We start from the raw sequence: 19146 nt of genomic DNA, 5'->3' as shown, positions 1-19146 counted from the left end.
GCCGTTTCGTCGCTGACACCCAACCGCGTTTGAATTAATTTCATCGTTCGCTTAATCCCGCCGAATTTATCGATTAATTTCAGCCCCGCCGCTACTTGTGACACCACGGGAAATCCGGCAAAGGTTTCAACTACAGGTGTCAAAAAATCAATCAAATCATCGGGGAAAAGTTGGTTGAGAGTTGCGTCTGACTCGCCTTTGTTCAGCAAATACCAAAAGCAAGCAAAATCATAATTGGGAAATTTAAATTTATATTTCTTTGTGGCTTCTGCGATATTTCGCCGCAGCATCAGCAAGCCGTAAAATCTATCTTGCGGTTTATCTTCTTTGATTGGAATCAATCCGAAATCGTGTCTGACTACGGGGATGGGAGTGTAGGTTTTCGGTTGTGCATTGCGGACGAAATTAGCAAGTTCGGCGGCTTTTGATTCTGGGAGTGCGCTCAATCTTTGCCAATCCTGCGGCGAAAATCTTTTGCAACAGTGATACTCCAAGTGTTTGAGGAGCAATGACTTGCCGTTGCCTCCATCGCCGAAAAAATACAAAATTTGTTCGGGAGGTGGGTCTTCGTTTAAATAAAAGGCAAATCGGCGGGTAAATTCGTGTCTGTCTGTGAAGAGTTGCAGTTTGCGATCGTCGCTGATTGATTCGCTTTCAAAATCTTCGTCGTCTATTGGCATAAATGTATTGGTGAGGTGTTAATTTAATTATACATTCGGCGATTGAAATCGCGTCTAGACAAACCAAATTCACTCGGCGATTGAAATCGCGTCTAGACAAACCAAATTCACTCGGCGATTGAAATCGCGTCTAGACAAACCAAATTCACTCGGCGATTGAAATCGCGTCTAGACAAACCAAATTAACTCGGCGATTGAAATCGCGTCTAGACAAACCAAATTAACTCGGCGATTGAAATCGCGTCTACACATACGAAGTCCGCCTGCGCGGACTAAGAAAACCTTGATTGAACCGGCGATCGAAATCGCGGAATGAACCAGGAGGTAGCATAGTCCCTCTCTGCTGGGACTTGGTTTGTATAGCTGGGGTTTCAACCGCCGAATCAACTGCTATCTTAGACAAGACGCGATCGCAAGCACAGTCATGGCATCTCCAAACAATCAAAATTCGGCGGATTCATCTGTGAAAGACTCTCTGGAGGCTGGGTTAGCTGCTTTGAAACAAAAAGATTACCAAAGCGCGATCGCCCTTTTGGAATCTGTCACTCAAACCGCAGCTAATGGGCCGTGGGGAATCCGCGCGCAGATGGGGTTGGTGGCTGCGTACAAAGCAACTGGTAATTTGAAAAAGGCGATCGCCCTGTGCTCTTCCCTTACCAAAACCCCCAACACCCAAATCAAAACTTGGGCCGATCGCACTTTAAAAGAATTAATCCCCCCAAAACCGCCGGAAACTCCCCCAGAAACCGGCTTTGTTGTCTTTGATTTGGGAACGGAATCGGCTCAGAAAACGCTTGAGGGCGATGGATTACGCCCCGCTTCGCTACGACAAGCCGCAGACAAAAAAACCGGATTTTCAGCCTTAGAGCCGACTGCCGCGCCAGCAAACACCAAATCGAAACATATTTCACCGCCACCTCCACCCCCCAAACCGGAAAACTCTACAGAAACTAGCGGCGAAAACAGTTCCGGTTCCCCAACAGATATCCCCGGATTCGCCAGTCCCGATACCTACGAACTTACTTGGCGCGAAGCGGGGCGCACCGCCAAAAGCCCGCGCCCCCTCAAACCGCTGAAGTTGCTGAATTTTCGGCTGGGGGCTGTTGGAAGTGCGATCGCCCTATTTTTCCTAACGCGATTTGTCCTACAATTTTTGCTGACAAACACTAATTTTCTGTTACTTAAGTTTTACATATTTACTAGGCTGCCTATTTTCGCGCCGATCCAAATTTTTTACCGCGATCCAACTCCCTTTGTGCAGATAGTTTTTGGATTGCTTTTGGCCTCATCTCCCTGGCTGACAGACGCGCTGCTGAAACTGTTTTGCGGCATCCAAACCCTGCGGGGCTCAGTTTTATCGAAGCACAGCAAAGAAGCTAGTCGGGTACTCCGCAGTTTTTGTGCGAAGCAAAATATAGCGGTGCCGGTGCTGAAACTGTTGCCGATCGATGTTCCTGTAGCTTTCAGTTACGGCTGTTTGCCCCGTTTTGCTCGGATTGCTGTCAGTCAAGGGCTTTTGGAAAAGTTGACGGATGATGAAATTGCGGCGATTTTTGCGCGGGAATTGGGGCACATTTCTCACTGGGATTTTGCGCCGATGTCGCTGGCGCTGCTGGTGGTTCAGATTCCTTACTTGATTTATTGGCAGGCGGCATACTGGAGTGAGAGATTGTGCGATTTAATGACGATCGAGTTTTTACGTTCTGCTGTGAAATTTTTGGCCGCTGCAATTTCTGCTATTAGTTACGGGATTTATCGGTTGTTGCGCTGGCCAATGTTGTGGCTGTCGCGCCGCCGGGTGTATTTTAGCGATCGCACTGCTGCGGAAATTACGGGAAATCCTAACGGTTTGACGCGGGCATTGGCTAAAATTGCGATCGGCATTGCTGCTAATATCGAGCAGGAAAAACAAACTAGCTTTTTTTTGGAAGGTTTCGATCTATTGTTGCCTGTAGGAGTCGGACAAGCTGCAACCGTAGGTTCTGCTGCATTACACGCGCCGCTAGAACAGATTTTGCTGTGGGATGTCACCAATCCCGATCGCCACTGGTTGACGCTTAACAGCACGCATCCTTTGCTGGGAGAGCGTTTGAAGCTATTGGAACTTTACGCGCAATTCTGGAAAATCGAGACAGAGTTAGATTTGGCGAGTCTGTCGCTGGAATCACCGAAGAAACGAAAATTGTCTCTGTTTAAATCAATACTCGAATTTAAAGACTCAAAACTATTTTTACAGGGTGCGCCGTTTTTTGGAATTCCGATGAGTTTGGCGATAGTGGCGCTGCTGTGGCTGATTGGCTGGATTTTCTCGAACACGAGTATTTGGCGGCTGGATTGGCTGTTGGGCGATCGATCGATCTTTTGGGGCTGTTTGCCGATCGGATTTAGCATCGGTACTTTGATGCGAATCAATTATTTTTTCCCCGACATTACGCCCCGAGAAACCGCTTCGCCGAGTTTACCGGAAATTTTGTCAAATCCCGACATTTTGCCCGTAGATGCTCAACCTGTGCAGCTTTCCGGGGAACTTTTGGGCAGGCACGGTATTGAAAATTGGCTGGGACAGGATTTGATTTTGCAAACGGCGGCGGGTTTGGTGAAGTTGCACTATGTTTCGAGGTTTGGGCCCGGAGGCTGTTTGTTGCCGCAGCCTACTCGCCCTTGCGATGCGATCGGAAAACCAGTTGTGGCGACTGGTTGGCTGCGCCGGGGTGCTACTGTGGCGATCGACCTCGAAACCCTCCGCACTCAAGGCGGCCGAGTCAGTGACAGCGGGCATCCGATTTGGTCTGCGATTTTGGCTTTTGCTGCTGCTTTTTGGGGCGCATACATTATTATCCAGGGCGGCAAGTGAGGAATGGCCTATGGCAATCCGATCGATGTTCTCGGTGCTGGTGGCGCACCCTACAGCCTTCTTCCCTCTTCCTTCTTCCTTCCTAAACAAAAGTTGCTTTTTTGCAGACATCCTGTTACATTTATTTATATAAATTCGATCAAACCAAATAGCGCAATAACTTAGTTGACTAAAATCTGTAAAGCATTGCGTAAAAATTGTCAACCTCCCAACACAGCAAGTTCAGCCAGCCGCTTGTCGGCTGTTTTTTTCGATCGCCAATTTCGCTGTGCGTCATGAATTCAGAAAAGTGATTCAGATGTAGTTTTCATTAAATTCAGCCTAAAATCTTCCTAAATAACTAGCTCTGTTACCCTGGCTGTGATACCTTTAAAGAATGGTCTGACGCTGCCGGGCCCGATTTAAGGGAGACCGGGTAAGCGAGCAGTTCTCAGCATTAGGAGCGAAATGAGGAACGAGGTAAGATTAGCGGCCCAAAAAATGTTAGCGATTTTATCCATCACTGTATTAAACTGAATACTGGCATTCCGATCGCTTGAATTGACATCCTTGGACATAAATTTCTACACGGCATTGGCTGCAAACATTCTGAATCAAAATCGCAAGCAAGTAATACAGAATAGCCAGTAGCCTAAACATTTGAGTGATGACTAAAAGTTTACACAACAACCTGAGATTTAAAGGCTCTCTGCGTCGGCGGTTAAGTTCCGGCCTGATCAGAGTAAATCATCTTTTTGTTCTAAAAGGTGGGAGGCTCTGTCAAGGTTGGTCGGAGGAATGTGCAAATTATGCCGTTATGCGGTCTTTTCCTGAAGTCAATATTCAGTTGGCAGCAGGTAATTCTGTTCGAGCAAATTAATTAGAATCCTATTCTGGAGGAATTTTTCATGTCTATTCGTCTTTATGTTGGCAACTTACCCAAAGAACTCGATCGCCAAGAATTGCAAGAAGTTTTTGCACCCGAGGGCGAATCTGTTACCACAAAGGTAATTACGGATCGCAAAACAGGTAAATGCAGAGGATTTGGTTTTGTGACGGTGCTAACCGACGAACAAGCAGACCAAGTTATTGAGAAATACAACGGCTTGATGTTCAAAGAAAACCCGCTAAAAATAGAGAAGGCACTGCCCCGAACTAAGGGTAAATCGGAGAAGGGCGAAGAAGATCAGCAGCAGCAGTCAACGTCGCCTTCCTCACCGCAGTTGGTTTCAGCGTCGGCATCCGTGCCCGTGCCAGCGCCGCAGCAACAGCAGCGCTCGGCTCCCCCAACTCAAGGTGGAGGCGGTTCTAGCAAAAGCAATCGCCGCCGGAGTGACAACAACAAATCCCGCCGCAATCAATCAACAACAGCGACACCTAACGCCGATTCCGGCTCGGTGCAGCCAGATCCGCGCTGGGCGAGCGCTCTGGAAGAACTCAAGCAACGATTGCAGGAAGCTCAGACTACTAATTAATCGAAAATGGCGGCGAATAGCTGCTGTCTTCCGACTGGGGTTGACTGACTCTGGAAGTGCGATCTAGAACCGACTAAAAAGCCTGTTCTAGATCGCACTATTTTATTCCAAAAACCTCTAATATCAATTCCGGCTGCACTCATACATGATGTTAACGGTTAACAGTTAACGGTTAACAGTCAACAGTCAACAGTCAACAGCCAACAGTCAACAGTGAATTTACTATTCCTATGAAGAGAGGATTTGATCTAATATCTAGCACCCCGCTAAAATAATCGTCACCGTATCGTAGCGCTGTTAACTGCTTTAATATTCTGTCCCGTCAATTGACAACTATAAGATTGGATCGCAGAAGCTAAAAGCAGTGTTTATTGCTCCCCAGAGAATTGGATCGTCTGAATAAAATCAAAAATCTTATTCATAAGATCCTCAACCTCCGACTCAATAGAACCCAATTCCTCCTGCTTCTCATAAATTCGCTGACAACTCACCGTGTAGCAAAAATCGTCAACTACCAAAGCCATAAATCCCCGGTAAGCATCCATCAAAGTAAGTTGACCTTCGTTTTGCGGTACGCTGACATTAGCACTCCCAGGCAAATCGGTCACTACAAAATAAGCATTTTCCTCTTCTAAATATTCACTGTAGAGTAACTGAGAATTAGGAAATTTAGCCAGAACCGTGTCATCAATAAACTTGTTAAGAAACAAAGTAAGATAAGCCCATTCCCCCGCTGATTCGATTAATTTTTTCACATCACCAGAAATCGGGAAATAATCAATTTTCAGCAAAACACCAAAATCGTCAGAAAAAGCAACAAAGCTTTTGTCATCCTCAATTTTACCGCCTCGTTGCCTCTCAACAGGAATCGAAACCACAAAATTGCCTAGAGCAGAAAAATACAGCGCCTCATCTGTCTCGATATCGTAATCTTCGAGTTTTAGTTCCGAGTATCCAGCAATTACATCCTCAATAATTTCCTTAGCTTCCTTATCGCCTACACCTAATACTTCTTGAAATTCCTTGAGAAAAGCCCGATGCTTCTGAGACACTTCGCCATCTGCGACAAACATTGCTGCGGTAATCGTAAAAGTATCCAACACCAACTCATCTGGGAGTGATTCACAAGCCGTATTAAATAATCCTCCTAAACCGTCTTGGGTAAGGATACCCGCGAGTTTTTGAAGAGTTGCTGACATATCATCTTCCGAGTATTCAGCAAATATTTCTGAATCCCAAATTCTGCTTATCAAGATATCGGCACTCACATCAGGGTAATTTGCCTCCGCTGCGACAAGTGCTACCGCCGCGACGGATTCCTCTACACGCAACTGCATTGATGATTTATCTTTGGACTTGAATATTTTAGTAAAATTGCCCACAGGTTTTGCTCCATTACAGTATTTGGCAAAGAACAGTTTATAACTCAATACGGTTCACTTAAGACGATCACCCTGGCACCCCCCTTAAAAAGGGGGGGATCTCCGGGGCATAAATATGTTAAGTGAACCGTATTGTTCTATATATAGCGGTTCTCACAAAAGTGAGGATAGCCCTATTCCCTATTCCCCATACCCGGTTTGGCCGGTTTGGCCGGTTTGGCCGGTTTGGCCGGTTTGGCCGGTTTGGCCGGTTTGGCCTATCCCGGATAGTACCTCATACCAGAGCACAGAAAGGCTATAGCAATCCTAAATGATTTGTAGGACTACTCGTTACAAGTTCGAGCGAAAGTACGGTTCTGGGGCGAACCAATTTTATTGTTAAAATTAGATGCGCGCCAGTTTATTACCAAGGACTGCCAACTATTGTAAATCCCGCCCAAAAATGCGGGTGAGATAAATCTGAGTCGGCAGGTAACTCTTTGAATTGTCCAGAAAGGTCGATCGCGCTGAAAGTTCCCTGCAATTGACCATCTTTAACTATTACCTGTTTTCGCAGCATCGCCAGTTGCGCTTGTCTGAGTGCTTCAGCTTTAATTGGAGCCGATCGCAAATCGTGATAAAATTCAGTCATCATTGCCAAAGTCGCAACATCTCTAACTTTCCACAAACTCGCTAAAGCTGATTTTACACCGCTGCGGATGGCCAATCCAGCAAATCCCATTTCTGCTGTGCTATCGCCGATCGCAGTTTCGCAAGCACTCAGCACCAACAACTCGACTTGCGTGCGATCGTACCACTTCGCCTGCCTAAATTCATCCAGACTCAAAGAGCGATTCCAGAGGTCAATTTCCGCCTCTTTTCGTCCATTTATCTGCGGAAAACTGGCGTGAGTAGCTAAGTGTACGATTTCAAATGTCTGCTGGTCTCGCTGTTTCCTGAGATTTTCTAGAGTGAATCCTGTATTGAGAAAAGAGCGGCCTTCCCACAAGGGAAATGCTGCTTGGTTTTGGGTTGCGGTTCTGGTTCCGGCAATCGTAGACAATTCGATCGGCACTCCCGGCAAAGGCCCTTTATTCGTAAACTCAGAAGCGCCCATTGCTAAAACTTTGGAGTTCCGCAAACTGCGATAATTTGTCTCAGTCAAACTAACGCTAGGAATTGAGCCGAGACTGTATTTTTCTATTAAAAATTGGTTGCCGTCGTGCAAAGCTGCTAGGGGAAATTGCCGCAAACCTGCATCGAATGCAAAAATCAGCGTGTCAATATTTAATTCTTCTAGTTGTGCAGAAATTGGCGCAATCAACCATTGGTGAAGTTCCTTAGCGCTTGGCAAATAACTCAAATTTTTAGAATCATTGGCGTTTGCCAAATATTCCTGAAAAACTTTCACAGTTCTTAGCAGAGTTTTACTATTAACAGGCGCTCTTTTGAGAATAGCAGGGCCGTCGGGAACCACTAAAACCAGCGATACTTCTTTCAGCCGAACTAGCGCATAAACAATTACAGCTTTTTTCCCGGTTTCTTCCTTAATTTTTTTCAGAGTTTCTCTCAGATATTGAACGTTGACTTTTTGATCCGTGAGATTTTCCCCATAATAATTTTCGTAGTCTTGTTCAAACAGTCGATCGATCTGAGAAACAGCTTCATCGGCATTATTTTGGTCGAGAGTTTGTTCGACGAGTGCCCTGCTGATTTCTAAAGGAATTACATTAGGAATATTGGGAATATTGGGAATTTCCGGTGTCGGAGTTGGCGCGGGAGTTGGCGCGGGAGTTGGTGCTGGAGTTGGTGCTGGAGTTGGTGCTGGTGTTGGTGCTGGTGTTGGTGCTGGCGCTGGAGTAATAGTCGGTAAATCTTGAACTGGCGCTGTATTTATTCCAGCTATTTTCTCCCACACATCCGAAATATTCCCGTCAAATGGTTCAGAAGTAGCAATCGGCAAACTCGAAGATTGAACAATTATTTCCGGCGGAGTTTCTGTCGGTGAAACAGTTAAATCGTCAGTTAATGCCTGTGTAACAATTGGGGGTTCGGTGTCGGCGCCGGCAATGGTGTTGACTGACGGGGTGTAAGGAAGTTCTAGGGAGATAATTGTTTCGTTGTTGCGCTGCCAATTTAACTGGGTATCTCCGGTTTCAGGATTTTGATTGACAGAGGTTTCAGCACCCAATAAATCGCCAATTAAAACAGCTAAAGCTTGTTGGGGATTTGAGCTGGGTGCGGGTGCCGGCGCAGCACTTGCAGGCGCTGGCACGATCGCACTTGCAGGCGCTGGTACGATCGCACTTGCAGGTTGCGGAACGATCGCACTTGCAGGTGTCGGCTGAATTTGAGCTACAGTCCCGGTTGCAGGGGCAAGAGGTGCGATGGGGGCTGGATTTGGCGCGATCGAAGGTGGAACGGCGATCGGCTGTTGGGGGGCGCTAGAAACGTCGATTTGGGAAGCAGGCGGAATAGTCGGCGCAGAAGGTATGCGGGCAGCAGCATTGGGTGTTGTGGGCGTTGAGCGCTGCGTGGGGCGGGTGCGGGGCGGTAGTGTGAATGAGAAGAAATCTTCTGGCAATGTAGGTATTTGGAAGTTTAAGGGAGAATTAGTGATCTCATCGGGTGTTGGCGAAGGCGCGATCGAACTGTCGGGTGTTGGCGAAGGCGCGATCGAACTGTCGGGTGTTGGCGAAGGCGCGGTGGATGGATTGGGGAGAAGTGCGATCGGCCCTCCCGCGAGTGTTGCAGGCGCGGGCGCTGGAGTCGCTGTCGGTGCCGGTAATGGAGTCGCTGTCGGCGCGGGAGTAGCAGCGGGAGTTGTTGCAGGCGCAGGAGTTGGCGCAGGAGTCGCACTTGCTACAGGCGCGGGCGTTGGAGTAACTGCCGGTGTCGCAGCAGGCGTTGGAGTAGCTGCGGGTGATGCAGAAACAAATTGCGGCACGGAGATAATTTGAATGCGATCGCCATCCTGTTTGTGAGTATAAAGATAGGAGTTATCGGTCAAAATTGTTTGGCGCGAATTAGAATTTCCCCTAGTAATTGCACCGGCAGTGCCATTTGTTGCAGAATCGCCGACAACAAACGGTGTCAATCCCGCGCCTCCGTGGCGAATAATTATCGTACCGCCGCCGCTATCTCCCGGATTTCCCGCAGTAGAAATGCTGGCATTAATCCCGTTTCTGTCGGTGAACGAATTGAGCGATCGAAAAAATCTTCCCATCTGAATTTCGACATTGCCACCGATACCGTCCTTACTTTGAGCAGTAATTTGATTCACAGTAATATCGCCCGAAGTGCTGCGGTTGTAAGCCGTGACATTGCCTCCATTCCGCTGCGCCGAAGAGTCAATATTACCAACAGCAATACTTCCAGTAGCGTCGAGCAAAATACTGCCGCCGTTGCCTGCCGACGAGGTATTGATATTGCCCGCAGCAACATTTGTACCGGCGCTTAAAGCGATATTGCCACCATTGTTGGGGGAAGTCGCATCAAGATTTCCTGTGGCGATCGCTCCCTTGTCGCTAAACAAAGAAATTCCGGCGGGGGAGGCAATATCTTGGGCGGTGATGTTATTGGTTGTAATAATGTGAATTTTGCCGGGATTTTCGGTAATGTCATCTTGAATGTCGATGCTGTTGAGGGGATTGAAGCTGCCAACTTCCCCGCCAAACTGCACGATTCCCGCATCGGGATTGACAGTAAGATTGTAAGGCCCGTCAACAGTAGAATTAAAATTAATATCGCCCGTACCGGAAATTTTAACAAATAAATCGTTAGCTAATGTAACGGGAGCGCTAAATGTGATGTTGTTGCGGTTAGTTTCGATATCGCCGCTAACAGTAATCGAATCATTTGCTTTGACATCAATATTGCCGCCAGTAATCGAAATGCCGGAAGCAAAAGTGAGGGAATTAATACTAGATGTAGCAATAGAACCTTTAGCATCTATGCTAACATCTCCGCCCCGGCCGTTGCCGGCCGCAGTAACAATTGGGCCGGCAGTTGTGTCGATATTAGCGCCGCTTTGAATGCGGAGATTGCCGCTGTTGGCGTTGAAGCCGCTTAATAATAAAGCTCCAATTCCGGCAGTAGTGATATTGCTGCTAGCTTCGAGGGAAATACTGCCGCCACTGTTGCCGCCGATCGCATTTATAATTCCGGCAGTAGTGTCGATCGCCCCGCCGCTTTTGAAAGTAATTGAACCGCCGTCTAGATTGCCGATCGCCCGGATGTCGCTGGTAGTAATATTTCCCCCAGCATTTAAATTAACATTGCCACCTGTGTTAGTTTTTTCATCGGGAGAGGAACCGTCATAACTTGTCAATAGTTGACCTGTAGTAATATTGCCGTTGCTATTAGTAAAGTTAAGATTTCCGCCCCGAATTCCCGATACCAATACATTGCCTGTATTAATGTTACCGCTGGCAGTAGATAAAGTAACATTGCTGCCGTTGCCGTTAGTAGAAGTACCCGCGATCGCACTTCCTGTTGTCGGTGTTGTGATGCCTGTGCTAGCTTGAATGGTAATATTTCCAGCCGCGCGATCGCCCGCGGTGTCGATCGTGCCGATATTTATGGCACCGGCGGTGCTCGTAAGGGCGATCGGGCCGCCGTCTTGATTCGCCGTTACATTGAGATTGCCAGTCGTAATATTGCGGGCTGCACTCAAAGTAATTGAGCCGCCATTTTCTGGGTTAAAAATAGTATCGTTTCCGGAATCCTGAGAGCTAGTTGCATTTAATTTTCCAGTAGTGATGCTGCCATTCGTGCTAGTAAAATTAACCCTCCCACCTTGCAATCTACCGTAGTTTAATACATTACCTGTTATAATATTTCCACTGGTAGACAGAGTAATCCTGCCACCATTACCCTTGTCTGAAGAATTATTGATATTGCCCAACCCAATATTGCCATTTACGCTCGTAATAGTGATATTTGCACCATCAGATTTTGAGTTATCAGAACTCAATGCTGATATATCGCCTACAGTAATGTCATCCCTGGCCTGTAAATTTATAGCACCTGGATTGCCGAGAAGAGCACTACTTTCGGCAACTATCCTTATGGGATCTATTAGGGAAATAATAGAACCCTGTTCGCTGATGATGGTAACATTACCACTACTGCCAGTAGGTACTATATTAGGAACTCCTCCTGCAAAACTCTCTATACAAAAAGAGGCGTTAGAACAGTTGATAGAGATATCACCTTTTGCTTTGAGGGTAATGTCACCCGCTCCACTTAGTGAGAAAGTAGCTATATTTCCTGTAAGAGTAAAGCTGCCACCCGCATTAACAGTAACATCACCGCCCTTGTCATTCACAGCGGTGGCTATAGCACGAAGTTCTCCTGTTGAAATATTTCCTCCAGCAGTCAAAGATATAGAACCAGCATCGCCCCCAAAATTATCTGCGTTAATGTTTCCTGTTTGAATGTCACCTGTCGCTTGCAAAATTATAGGACCTGTTTGACCGATTCTTGGAAACAAATCCGGATCGGGAAACGTATCAATTTTTCCTACTTGAATGTTGCCACCCGATCGCAAAATTACCGATCGCGAACTGCCCAAAATAAATTCATCACCAGCAGTAGCACCAGCATAAGTTGAATTGGGACTGGTAATATTGATATTTCCAGTAAAAATAATATTTCCTGTACCCGAAGTCGTATCTACCTTGATAGATGAACCCGTATATTCTCCAAAAACAACATCTCCATTCTCTACCTGCAAACCACCAGTTAATTCTACTTGCCCTTGAGCGTTAACTGTCACCCCCGTGGCACTTCCCCCGCCGCCAGTCAACAACTGCGGCAAAGATGCAACTGGCAACACCCAATTTTGAGGCAAACTTCCCGCTACAGACTGCGGCTGAATTTCCAAACTCAACAGATTTCCCGGCTGGCTAATTCTGACCAAACTCTCACCCGGAACCGCCGCCACAGTAATATTTCCTCCCGGCGCAGAAAGTTGTCCGGTACTCAAAATCGTGCCGCCCAACAAACTTAAATTTTGCCCTTCTCCCACCGCCAAATTGCCAAAATTGACAATACCTCCCGGTTGCGTATTTGTAAAAGCAAAACTATTCGGACTTCCGACTAATTGAAGATAATTATTAATCCCAGCAGCGCTAAACCAATCATTACCAAAGCCGATACCTGTAGCGGTGGTAGCGGTAAAAGAACCGGGAACATTCAAGCTGCTATTTGCACCAAAAACAATCCCCGCCGGATTCATTAAAAATAAATTAGAATTACCGCCAGTTACTTGAATTAATCCGTTGATAATGGAAGCATCGCCGCCGACAACGCGCCCTAAAATATTGCGAATATTGGGATTGGATATAATAAAGTTAGCAGTTTGCCCTTGAGTTAAACCAAATTGCTGGAAACTGTGAAAAAGATTTGCATCGTCGCCGGATTGTCGGCCGCCGTTGATGTCAAATTGGTTGCCGTTTGGAGAGATTTGAGTATTGGTATCGTCGGCGGCGGGGGTAATTTGGGCTGTGGCTGTTTGGGATGGGGTGAAAATTCCCGTTTCCCAAATTGCTGAGGCGCTAAATGCGAGGAAGATGAGGAGAAAGCGAGTTTTTGTGTCTGTTGATTTCATGCTGTTTTTGCATTTATTTTTGCGGTAAGTTCATCAACAATAAATTATAATAATATCGCAATGCTTGCGGGGCGAGCTAAGGGCTTTTTGGGTTGCTGCGCCGGTTGAATAAACCCGCCCTCTCTCACTGCTTATTGACATTGCTGCAATTTCATGTGAATTGTATCAGAGATATTGCACCAATATCAATAACCTGTAGGGGCTGCCCTCACCAATAACCTTAAAGCTTGCAAACAGTAACATACCCCCTTTACCATCCGGCGGTTGAAACCGCCAGAAAGTCAAACAAAGTTGCTCGTTACCAGGCTCTGCCTGGTAATGCAGATAGGCGAGGCTCTGCCTCCTTTTGGTTCGAGGATGGGCGATCGTTTTTCTGAGGAATGCAGCAAATTAATGGTAGAAAAACGGGTCAAAGCCTGTGTCCCTAGAGCATCAAAATATGATAAACTTAGTAAAAGCACTCGCCTTCAAGATATCCCAGCCATGAAGCTTATTTCTTTGTCTGCACATTTTGATGGGCAATCTATTCAGCTAGATGAACCTTATAAGCTTGAACCAAATATAAAACTCATTGTTACAGTTCTCCCGGAACAATTAGCAGAACGCGAAGCCTGGTTGTGGTTGTCAAGGCATCAACTAAACAATGCCTACAATCAGAACGACGATTACCCGCTCGATGCAATTAAAACACCCAATCCTGACTATGCAGGAAGCTGATGTTGTTCTCACCCGTGGGGTGTTAGCCGTTTTTTACTAGCAAGGCCCAGGCCGAATCCCAGATACCGCGTTTTTTGGGTGCGGGCATTTTTTTAACAAATTTCTCGGAAACAGCTTTAATTTTCCTCGCTCCAATTACTAATACTCTCGGATGATATTATGTGTAGGGAGTATGATTTAAATGTCCAGACAAACTGAGACTGCTACTTACCTTATGCACTGCCAATCTGCTACGATCAGGTTTTGTGCAAGTAGGGGATATTTATGCGATTCTCTATGCTGCTATTGCCTTAGTGCGCCTTGCCAGATTTAATCCGGTGAAAACCGACAAACACAAGTAACCATAATACAGCTCATTACCTCTTTTAAGCGCGACATGAAAAAACTAATTTTACTGACTGGAATGCTACTGATGATGACCGCAAAATCAGTATTTGCTAGCCCTCTATCCCCAAAAATTGCACCGAGCGATCGGATGACTGTTTCGGAAATTACAGAAACTGTTAATAAACCCGCTACTTCTACCTTAGTCGCTAACGCAGAACCGATCGATCCAATGCCAGCTACATCTGACTCAGTTGCGAAGATAGAACCCATCGCCCGAATGTCTACTTCGGAAATTCGAGCCACCATCAACCAACCCACCACCTATATTTTTGAAGGTGTCAAAGGGCGAGAACTGACTCTCTCGCTGTGGGCGGGACAACTGACAGCCGAACTGTACAGCCCCAACGGTGAGAATCTGGGAGTTATTGAAAAAAGCGACAATCAGTGGATCGGCCAGTTGCCAGATTCGGGAATCTACCGCTTGCGTGTCACCCCCAAAGGCGAGACTAGCAGCTTTGTCATCGGACGCGATTTTAACGCGAAGTGGATTTACAGGCCGGATCGCTCAGTTCCCATCGCATTCGGAGAAAAAGAAGCCACAGTCAAACTCAAAATGTCCGGCTACCAAATTCAGGCCCTGACAGTTCCAGGACAGCAGGGACAAACAATTAGGGTGACTGCTAGCAAGAAAAATCTTGATGTGGCGATCGAATCTCCGTCGGGACAACTCTTAGATCAAGGCGAAGGTCAAACTTTTGCTCAACTCCCCGAATCCGGCACTTACAAGGTGCTAATAGTTGCCAACAGACCTGTCAAGCCCTCGATCAAAGTTTCTGTGCGTTAGCAAAGATGGCAAAAATACTCTTGAGGGCGATCGAATTTCCGTCGCCCGGCCACAAAAGCTCGCCAAATCTGCGAGCTTTTGTGGCGTACATAGCAATTATATTTGATTTGTAAATCAGATTTTTTTACTAACCGCAGAGGGCGCAGAGGGCGCAGAGGAGCTAGAAAAGAGAGAAAGAGGGAGAGAGATGTTTATACCATTTTTACAAATTTTTTCTACAACAGAAGTGCTGGGCAAGAGTGAAACGGAGGGTTTTTTACTCCAGTATTGTGTAAGGTGCGTCGCTAGGAGATTGTCGATCTTTCATTAGGGATTTTCGCTCGCGACGCACCCTACGAATACTTCCTTCTTCCTTCTTCCTTCTTCCTTCTTTCTTCTTCCTTCTCAACCTCGGATCAAAGCTTCAAAACGTTCTTGTTTCCAAATGCAGCTTAAATCCGAATCAGCTACAGCCAGTTCTCGGTATAAATTAGGAATAAACTCCACAGCCCGCTGCAAATTGTCAAGGGCTAAATCAGCAAATCCCAGCAGCGCATAACAGCAAGCTTGATTGTAAAAAGCATTAGCAAAATTAGGGTTGATTTCTAAGACTGTTTCGTAGCAAGCAATTGCCTCCGAGTAGCGGCCTTTTCGCGCTAATTCTACACCCAGGTTGTACCAAATCAAATAATCCTCACCCGCCGGCTCAGATGTGGGGGTGAATTTGGCATTTCTCTGATTGAAACCGACTAATTTTGCCAAAGCCACCCTGCGTTCGCCCACAGCTTCGGGTCTGCCCGGTTTCAGAGTGATCGATCGGCCAAAACTAGCCACTGCTTGTTTGTAAAGTCCCATTGAGTTAGCAGCCAAACCGCGACTGTACCAAGTTTTGGCATCGTCTGGGTTAAACTCGATCGCCCTGTCAAAACTGTTGAGCGCCTGATGGTAAAGCTTGAGTTCCAACAAAGCATTACCTCGGTTGTACCACGCCCCAGCCACCTCCGGATGCAAACTCAAAGAGCGATCGAAACTCTGAACCGCCTTATCGTAAAGCCCCATATCGAGCAGCGTCAGTCCCCGGTTGTGCCAAATACTCGCCGCGCACGGGTTGAACTCCAGAGCCCTGTCAAAACTGTTGAGCGCCTCCAAAGAACGGCCCAACTTTCCTAAAGCTATCGCCCGGTTGTGCCAGCCAAAGCTCGCATTTGGGTGTACCGCCAAGGCCTCATCAAAACTTTTCAACGCCTCTAAGTGCCGTTCTAAGTTCCCCAAAGCCATGCCTCGCCCGAACCAAGCCTGATAATGATCCGACTGCAACTTCACAGCTTTGTCAAAGTTCGCTAGAGCGCGATCCTGTTCATTAGCTTCGAGGTGGCGCGAACCCAAATGGCAATACCAAGCAGCTTCCAAGTTTTTGATTAATTTCATACTATTTCGCATCTATCTTAGGAATGATTTTACACAAAAAATCTGCCGAGTTAAACTGTAATTTCACTAAAAATCTGAAAATTTTGATACAGGGCGATCGCACTTACAAACCGCCAGTAACAACCTCAACAATTGACCGTCAAAACTAACTATTTGGAAAATAGTGATATCAAATCCTCTCTTCATCGGAATAGTAAATTCAAGTCAACAGTCAACAGTCAACAGTCAACATCACCTGACGGTGTAACCGGAAATGATATGAAAAGCTCTTTCAGCTAACCGCACTTATCACTGGTTGGATCTGCTGCGAATCTGAAATCTCGGCGAGTCGCGCAACTATTACCGCATCCCAAATTAGGGAAAGCAATTAGACAAAGAGTGGAAATTCCACAGTGCGATCGCACCAACTTCTGCTTGCCCAATTCAAGCAGCCGCAACCGCTGTTTGAGCAGTCTCGCTCAACAACAACCTGCCAGCCGAATCAATACTAAAATCCTTCCCCAGCACAAAACCCTTGCCCATCAACCGCTGGCAAACAACCAGCGCCGTAATCCGGCGCATTTCTTCCATCACGTCAGCAGGAATCAAATAACTCAAACTCCAGATTGCCGATTCGCAGTCAGACCAAATCAAACGCTCAATACTGACAATCATCAAAGCAGCTACACTGTCAACAGACAGCCGCCCTCTGAGATCGGCAATCAAATCTTTACCAATTAAGCTATTGCGAGTCATCATCGCCCTAGCCATCTTCCCAATTTCTTGTTCGAGTTCTGAATGATTCATGCTTAGCACTCGGTGTTAAGTTTTTAAAGCAAGAAGGAGGAGTAAAAACAGTGACCGCTACCAAGCTCTACCAGACCGCGATCGCGACTCCGGCTCTACCGCAACTCCTTTTAACAAAGTATACCTAAAGAAAGATTAAAAATGTATCTAAAGGCAGATAACAAAATATATTTTTTGTGACATAAATGAGTGAGCCAATTCCCGCTAAAGTTTTTACGAGCAGGAAATTCAGTATTTGCGATCGATCGGGCCCGGAGTCAAGTCCAAAATGGGTAAATTCGATACATACTTAACAAAGTAGTGACTTCGGAGAAAAAACAGCAATGGCTGCAAACCAGGCAGACATCGACATTGCCCCCTCGATCGACTACGGCCTGATCGACCCCACCGCTACACCAGAGCAAGTAGAACACTGTTGCCAACAAGCAGAGAGATTTGGCTTTGCCACAGTTTGCGTGTATCCCGCCTACGTCCGACAAGCAGTTGAGCTGCTGCACGGCAAACGTCCCAAAGTCTGCACAGTTATTGGTTTTCCCACCGGTGCTTCGACTTCAACGGTAAAACTTTACGAAGCTTTAGAAGCTGCTGATAATGGAGCCGTAGAGTTAGATGTCTCGGTTAATTTAGGATTGTTGAAAGCTGGCAGAATCGACGAATTCCACCGGGAATTAGCCAAAATTTGCGAAGAAACCGGAAAAACTGTCAAAGCGATTATCGAATGTTCGTTGCTTTCGGATGCGGAAAAACAATTAGGGGCTGAGATTTGTATGGAAGCTGGCGCTGCATACATCAAAACTAACACCGGCTTTTTCGGTGGGGTGACTGTTGAAGATGTGCGGTTGCTAAAGGAATTTACTAAGGGAAGAGTTGGTATTAAAGCGGCGGGAGGAATTCGCACTCACGAACAAGCTTTAGATTTAATTGTGGCTGGGGCAACTCGTTTGGGGACTTCTCGCGGCCCGGAATTAATCCGCCAGCGCGATAATTTAGGCAATCGTTGACCGTTGGCTGTCAACAGTTAACTAACAAATGATTAGAACTTACAAAGCAACTGGTATAAATCTTAAGAGTGCGCCGATCGGCGAATCCGATCGCGTGCTGACTGTTTTGACACGGGAATTCGGCTTGATTCGAGCCGTAGCGCCCGGTGTTCGCAAACAGCGATCGAGCATTGGCGGTAGAAGCGAGTTATTTGTTGTCAACGAATTGTTAATTGCTAAAGGTCGATCGCTCGACAAGATTACCCAAGCGTCCACCGTCGAATCCTATCCGGGTTTGAGCCGCAACCTGGGAAAACTCTCCGCCGCCCAATATTTGGCCGAATTGGCGATCGCCAGCGCCCTTTCCGACGAACCCCAAGAACAACTCTTCTTTTTGCTGGGCGAACACTTGAGCCGTTTGGAACGTTTGTCCGATCGTACCGAAATCCAATCCGCCGCCGTGCTGATTGCTCACCTCGCCCAGGGCATTTTTCATCTGCTAGCGCTCGCCGGTCTCGCGCCCCAAGTCCAAGTCTGCTGCGCCACCCGATCGCCGCTGATCCCAAATTTTGGCGACCCGAACTGGCAAATCGGCTTTAGTATACCTTCTGGGGGAACCTTGAGCTTGTCGGAGCTAGCTAACTTAGAAGCAGAACTCTCCTCACAAACCGGCAGCTTGTACAGATCCGCCTCCCGTTCCCGGCAAACGAGCGACAGCAAACACTTGACAAATTTCCACATAAATGCTAAGGAATTAGCAGCGCTGCAAGAGTTGGGTAGTGCAGAACTAGAAGAGGGGATTGCCGATCGCGCGACTTGGATATCTGTCGAAAATATTTTGCGGCAATATGCCCAGTATCATTTAGGTTGCACGATTCGATCGGGAAGCTCTATTGACACCTACTTAGAGAATTTTGAGTTTTAAATTTTCGGTTAAATAGGTGAAGGGGCGATCGGGCGATCGTACTATTGCACCCGGAGCCTGCGGGATATCCGAACCTGCCGACAATTTCAGGTAAATTCTCAACCTTCTTACAAAATTAGATAATAGATGGAGTTACGAGTTATTTAACAAGTGAGGTGAACGCCTCAATTTGAAATCCCCATCCCCCCAACCTCGGCC

10 protein-coding genes and 1 pseudogene are annotated in these 19146 nt (G+C 46.7%); 6 read left to right on the top strand and 5 right to left on the bottom strand.

Annotation, left to right across the window (positions count from 1 at the left end; translation table 11 throughout):
* Nucleotides 1–680, bottom strand: a pseudogene (locus tag IQ270_RS19305) (hypothetical protein); the annotation flags it as partial.
* A 424-nt stretch (nt 681–1104) separates the two neighbouring features.
* Here IQ270_RS19305 and IQ270_RS19300 point away from each other — a divergent pair.
* Nucleotides 1105–3534 (top strand): M48 family metalloprotease, encoded by a 2430-nt coding sequence (locus IQ270_RS19300; protein ID WP_193974765.1) that lies wholly within the window; start codon nt 1105–1107, stop codon nt 3532–3534.
* An 887-nt stretch (nt 3535–4421) separates the two neighbouring features.
* Complete coding sequence (locus IQ270_RS19295) at nt 4422–4988, top strand: RNA-binding protein (protein WP_193974764.1); 567 nt, start codon at nt 4422–4424, stop codon at nt 4986–4988.
* A 368-nt stretch (nt 4989–5356) separates the two neighbouring features.
* Here the strand turns inward: IQ270_RS19295 and IQ270_RS19290 are convergent, their stop codons facing one another.
* Together IQ270_RS19290 and IQ270_RS19285 are read right to left on the bottom strand one after the other, a co-directional pair.
* Entirely contained in the window at nt 5357–6370 is a 1014-nt protein-coding gene (locus IQ270_RS19290) for a tellurite resistance TerB family protein (RefSeq protein ID WP_193974763.1), read from the bottom strand.
* Nucleotides 6371–6773: 403 nt separating this feature from the next.
* On the bottom strand, nt 6774–12962 hold the full coding sequence (locus IQ270_RS19285; protein WP_193974762.1) for a CHAT domain-containing protein: 6189 nt from the start codon (nt 12960–12962) through the stop codon (nt 6774–6776).
* A gap of 264 nt (nt 12963–13226) precedes the next feature.
* On the opposite strand from IQ270_RS19285, the gene IQ270_RS31220 reads away from it, so the two are divergent.
* Both IQ270_RS31220 and IQ270_RS19275 read left to right on the top strand, forming a co-directional pair.
* Entirely contained in the window at nt 13227–13679 is a 453-nt protein-coding gene (locus IQ270_RS31220; protein ID WP_228056507.1) for a hypothetical protein, read from the top strand.
* Nucleotides 13680–14055: 376 nt separating this feature from the next.
* The gene (locus tag IQ270_RS19275) at nt 14056–14850 is read left to right on the top strand and encodes a hypothetical protein (protein ID WP_193974761.1); all 795 of its coding nucleotides are present in this window, start codon (nt 14056–14058) and stop codon (nt 14848–14850) included.
* Nucleotides 14851–15234: 384 nt separating this feature from the next.
* Here the strand turns inward: IQ270_RS19275 and IQ270_RS19270 are convergent, their stop codons facing one another.
* Together IQ270_RS19270 and IQ270_RS19265 are read right to left on the bottom strand one after the other, a co-directional pair.
* On the bottom strand, nt 15235–16257 hold the full coding sequence (locus tag IQ270_RS19270; RefSeq protein ID WP_193974760.1) for a tetratricopeptide repeat protein: 1023 nt from the start codon (nt 16255–16257) through the stop codon (nt 15235–15237).
* 423 nt (nt 16258–16680) lie between these two features.
* Entirely contained in the window at nt 16681–17043 is a 363-nt protein-coding gene (locus IQ270_RS19265; protein WP_193974759.1) for a hypothetical protein, read from the bottom strand.
* A 323-nt stretch (nt 17044–17366) separates the two neighbouring features.
* Here IQ270_RS19265 and deoC point away from each other — a divergent pair, with 323 nt between their 5' ends.
* Both deoC and recO read left to right on the top strand, forming a co-directional pair.
* Nucleotides 17367–18044: a deoxyribose-phosphate aldolase gene (deoC, locus tag IQ270_RS19260; protein ID WP_193974758.1), complete on the top strand. Its 678-nt coding sequence runs from the start codon at nt 17367–17369 to the stop codon at nt 18042–18044.
* Nucleotides 18045–18072: 28 nt separating this feature from the next.
* On the top strand, nt 18073–18948 hold the full coding sequence (recO, locus tag IQ270_RS19255; RefSeq protein ID WP_193974757.1) for a DNA repair protein RecO: 876 nt from the start codon (nt 18073–18075) through the stop codon (nt 18946–18948).
* Nucleotides 18949–19146: the final 198 nt, after the last annotated feature.

The organism is Microcoleus sp. LEGE 07076 (assembly GCF_015207455.1).
Classification (GTDB): Bacteria; Cyanobacteriota; Cyanobacteriia; order Cyanobacteriales; family Microcoleaceae; genus Microcoleus.
This window is presented reverse-complemented; position numbering and strand designations above follow the sequence as displayed.

What these genes read in the sequence shown, in the direction of transcription:
- deoC (WP_193974758.1), top strand. Translation starts at nt 17,367, where the DNA reads ATGGCTGCAAACCAGGCAGACATCGACATTGCCCCCTCGATCGACTAC.
- IQ270_RS19300 (WP_193974765.1), top strand. Translation starts at nt 1,105, where the DNA reads ATGGCATCTCCAAACAATCAAAATTCGGCGGATTCATCTGTGAAAGAC.
- IQ270_RS19285 (WP_193974762.1), bottom strand. Translation starts at nt 12,962, where the DNA reads ATGAAATCAACAGACACAAAAACTCGCTTTCTCCTCATCTTCCTCGCA.
- IQ270_RS19295 (WP_193974764.1), top strand. Translation starts at nt 4,422, where the DNA reads ATGTCTATTCGTCTTTATGTTGGCAACTTACCCAAAGAACTCGATCGC.
- IQ270_RS19275 (WP_193974761.1), top strand. Translation starts at nt 14,056, where the DNA reads ATGAAAAAACTAATTTTACTGACTGGAATGCTACTGATGATGACCGCA.
- recO (WP_193974757.1), top strand. Translation starts at nt 18,073, where the DNA reads ATGATTAGAACTTACAAAGCAACTGGTATAAATCTTAAGAGTGCGCCG.
- IQ270_RS19265 (WP_193974759.1), bottom strand. Translation starts at nt 17,043, where the DNA reads ATGAATCATTCAGAACTCGAACAAGAAATTGGGAAGATGGCTAGGGCG.
- IQ270_RS19270 (WP_193974760.1), bottom strand. Translation starts at nt 16,257, where the DNA reads ATGAAATTAATCAAAAACTTGGAAGCTGCTTGGTATTGCCATTTGGGT.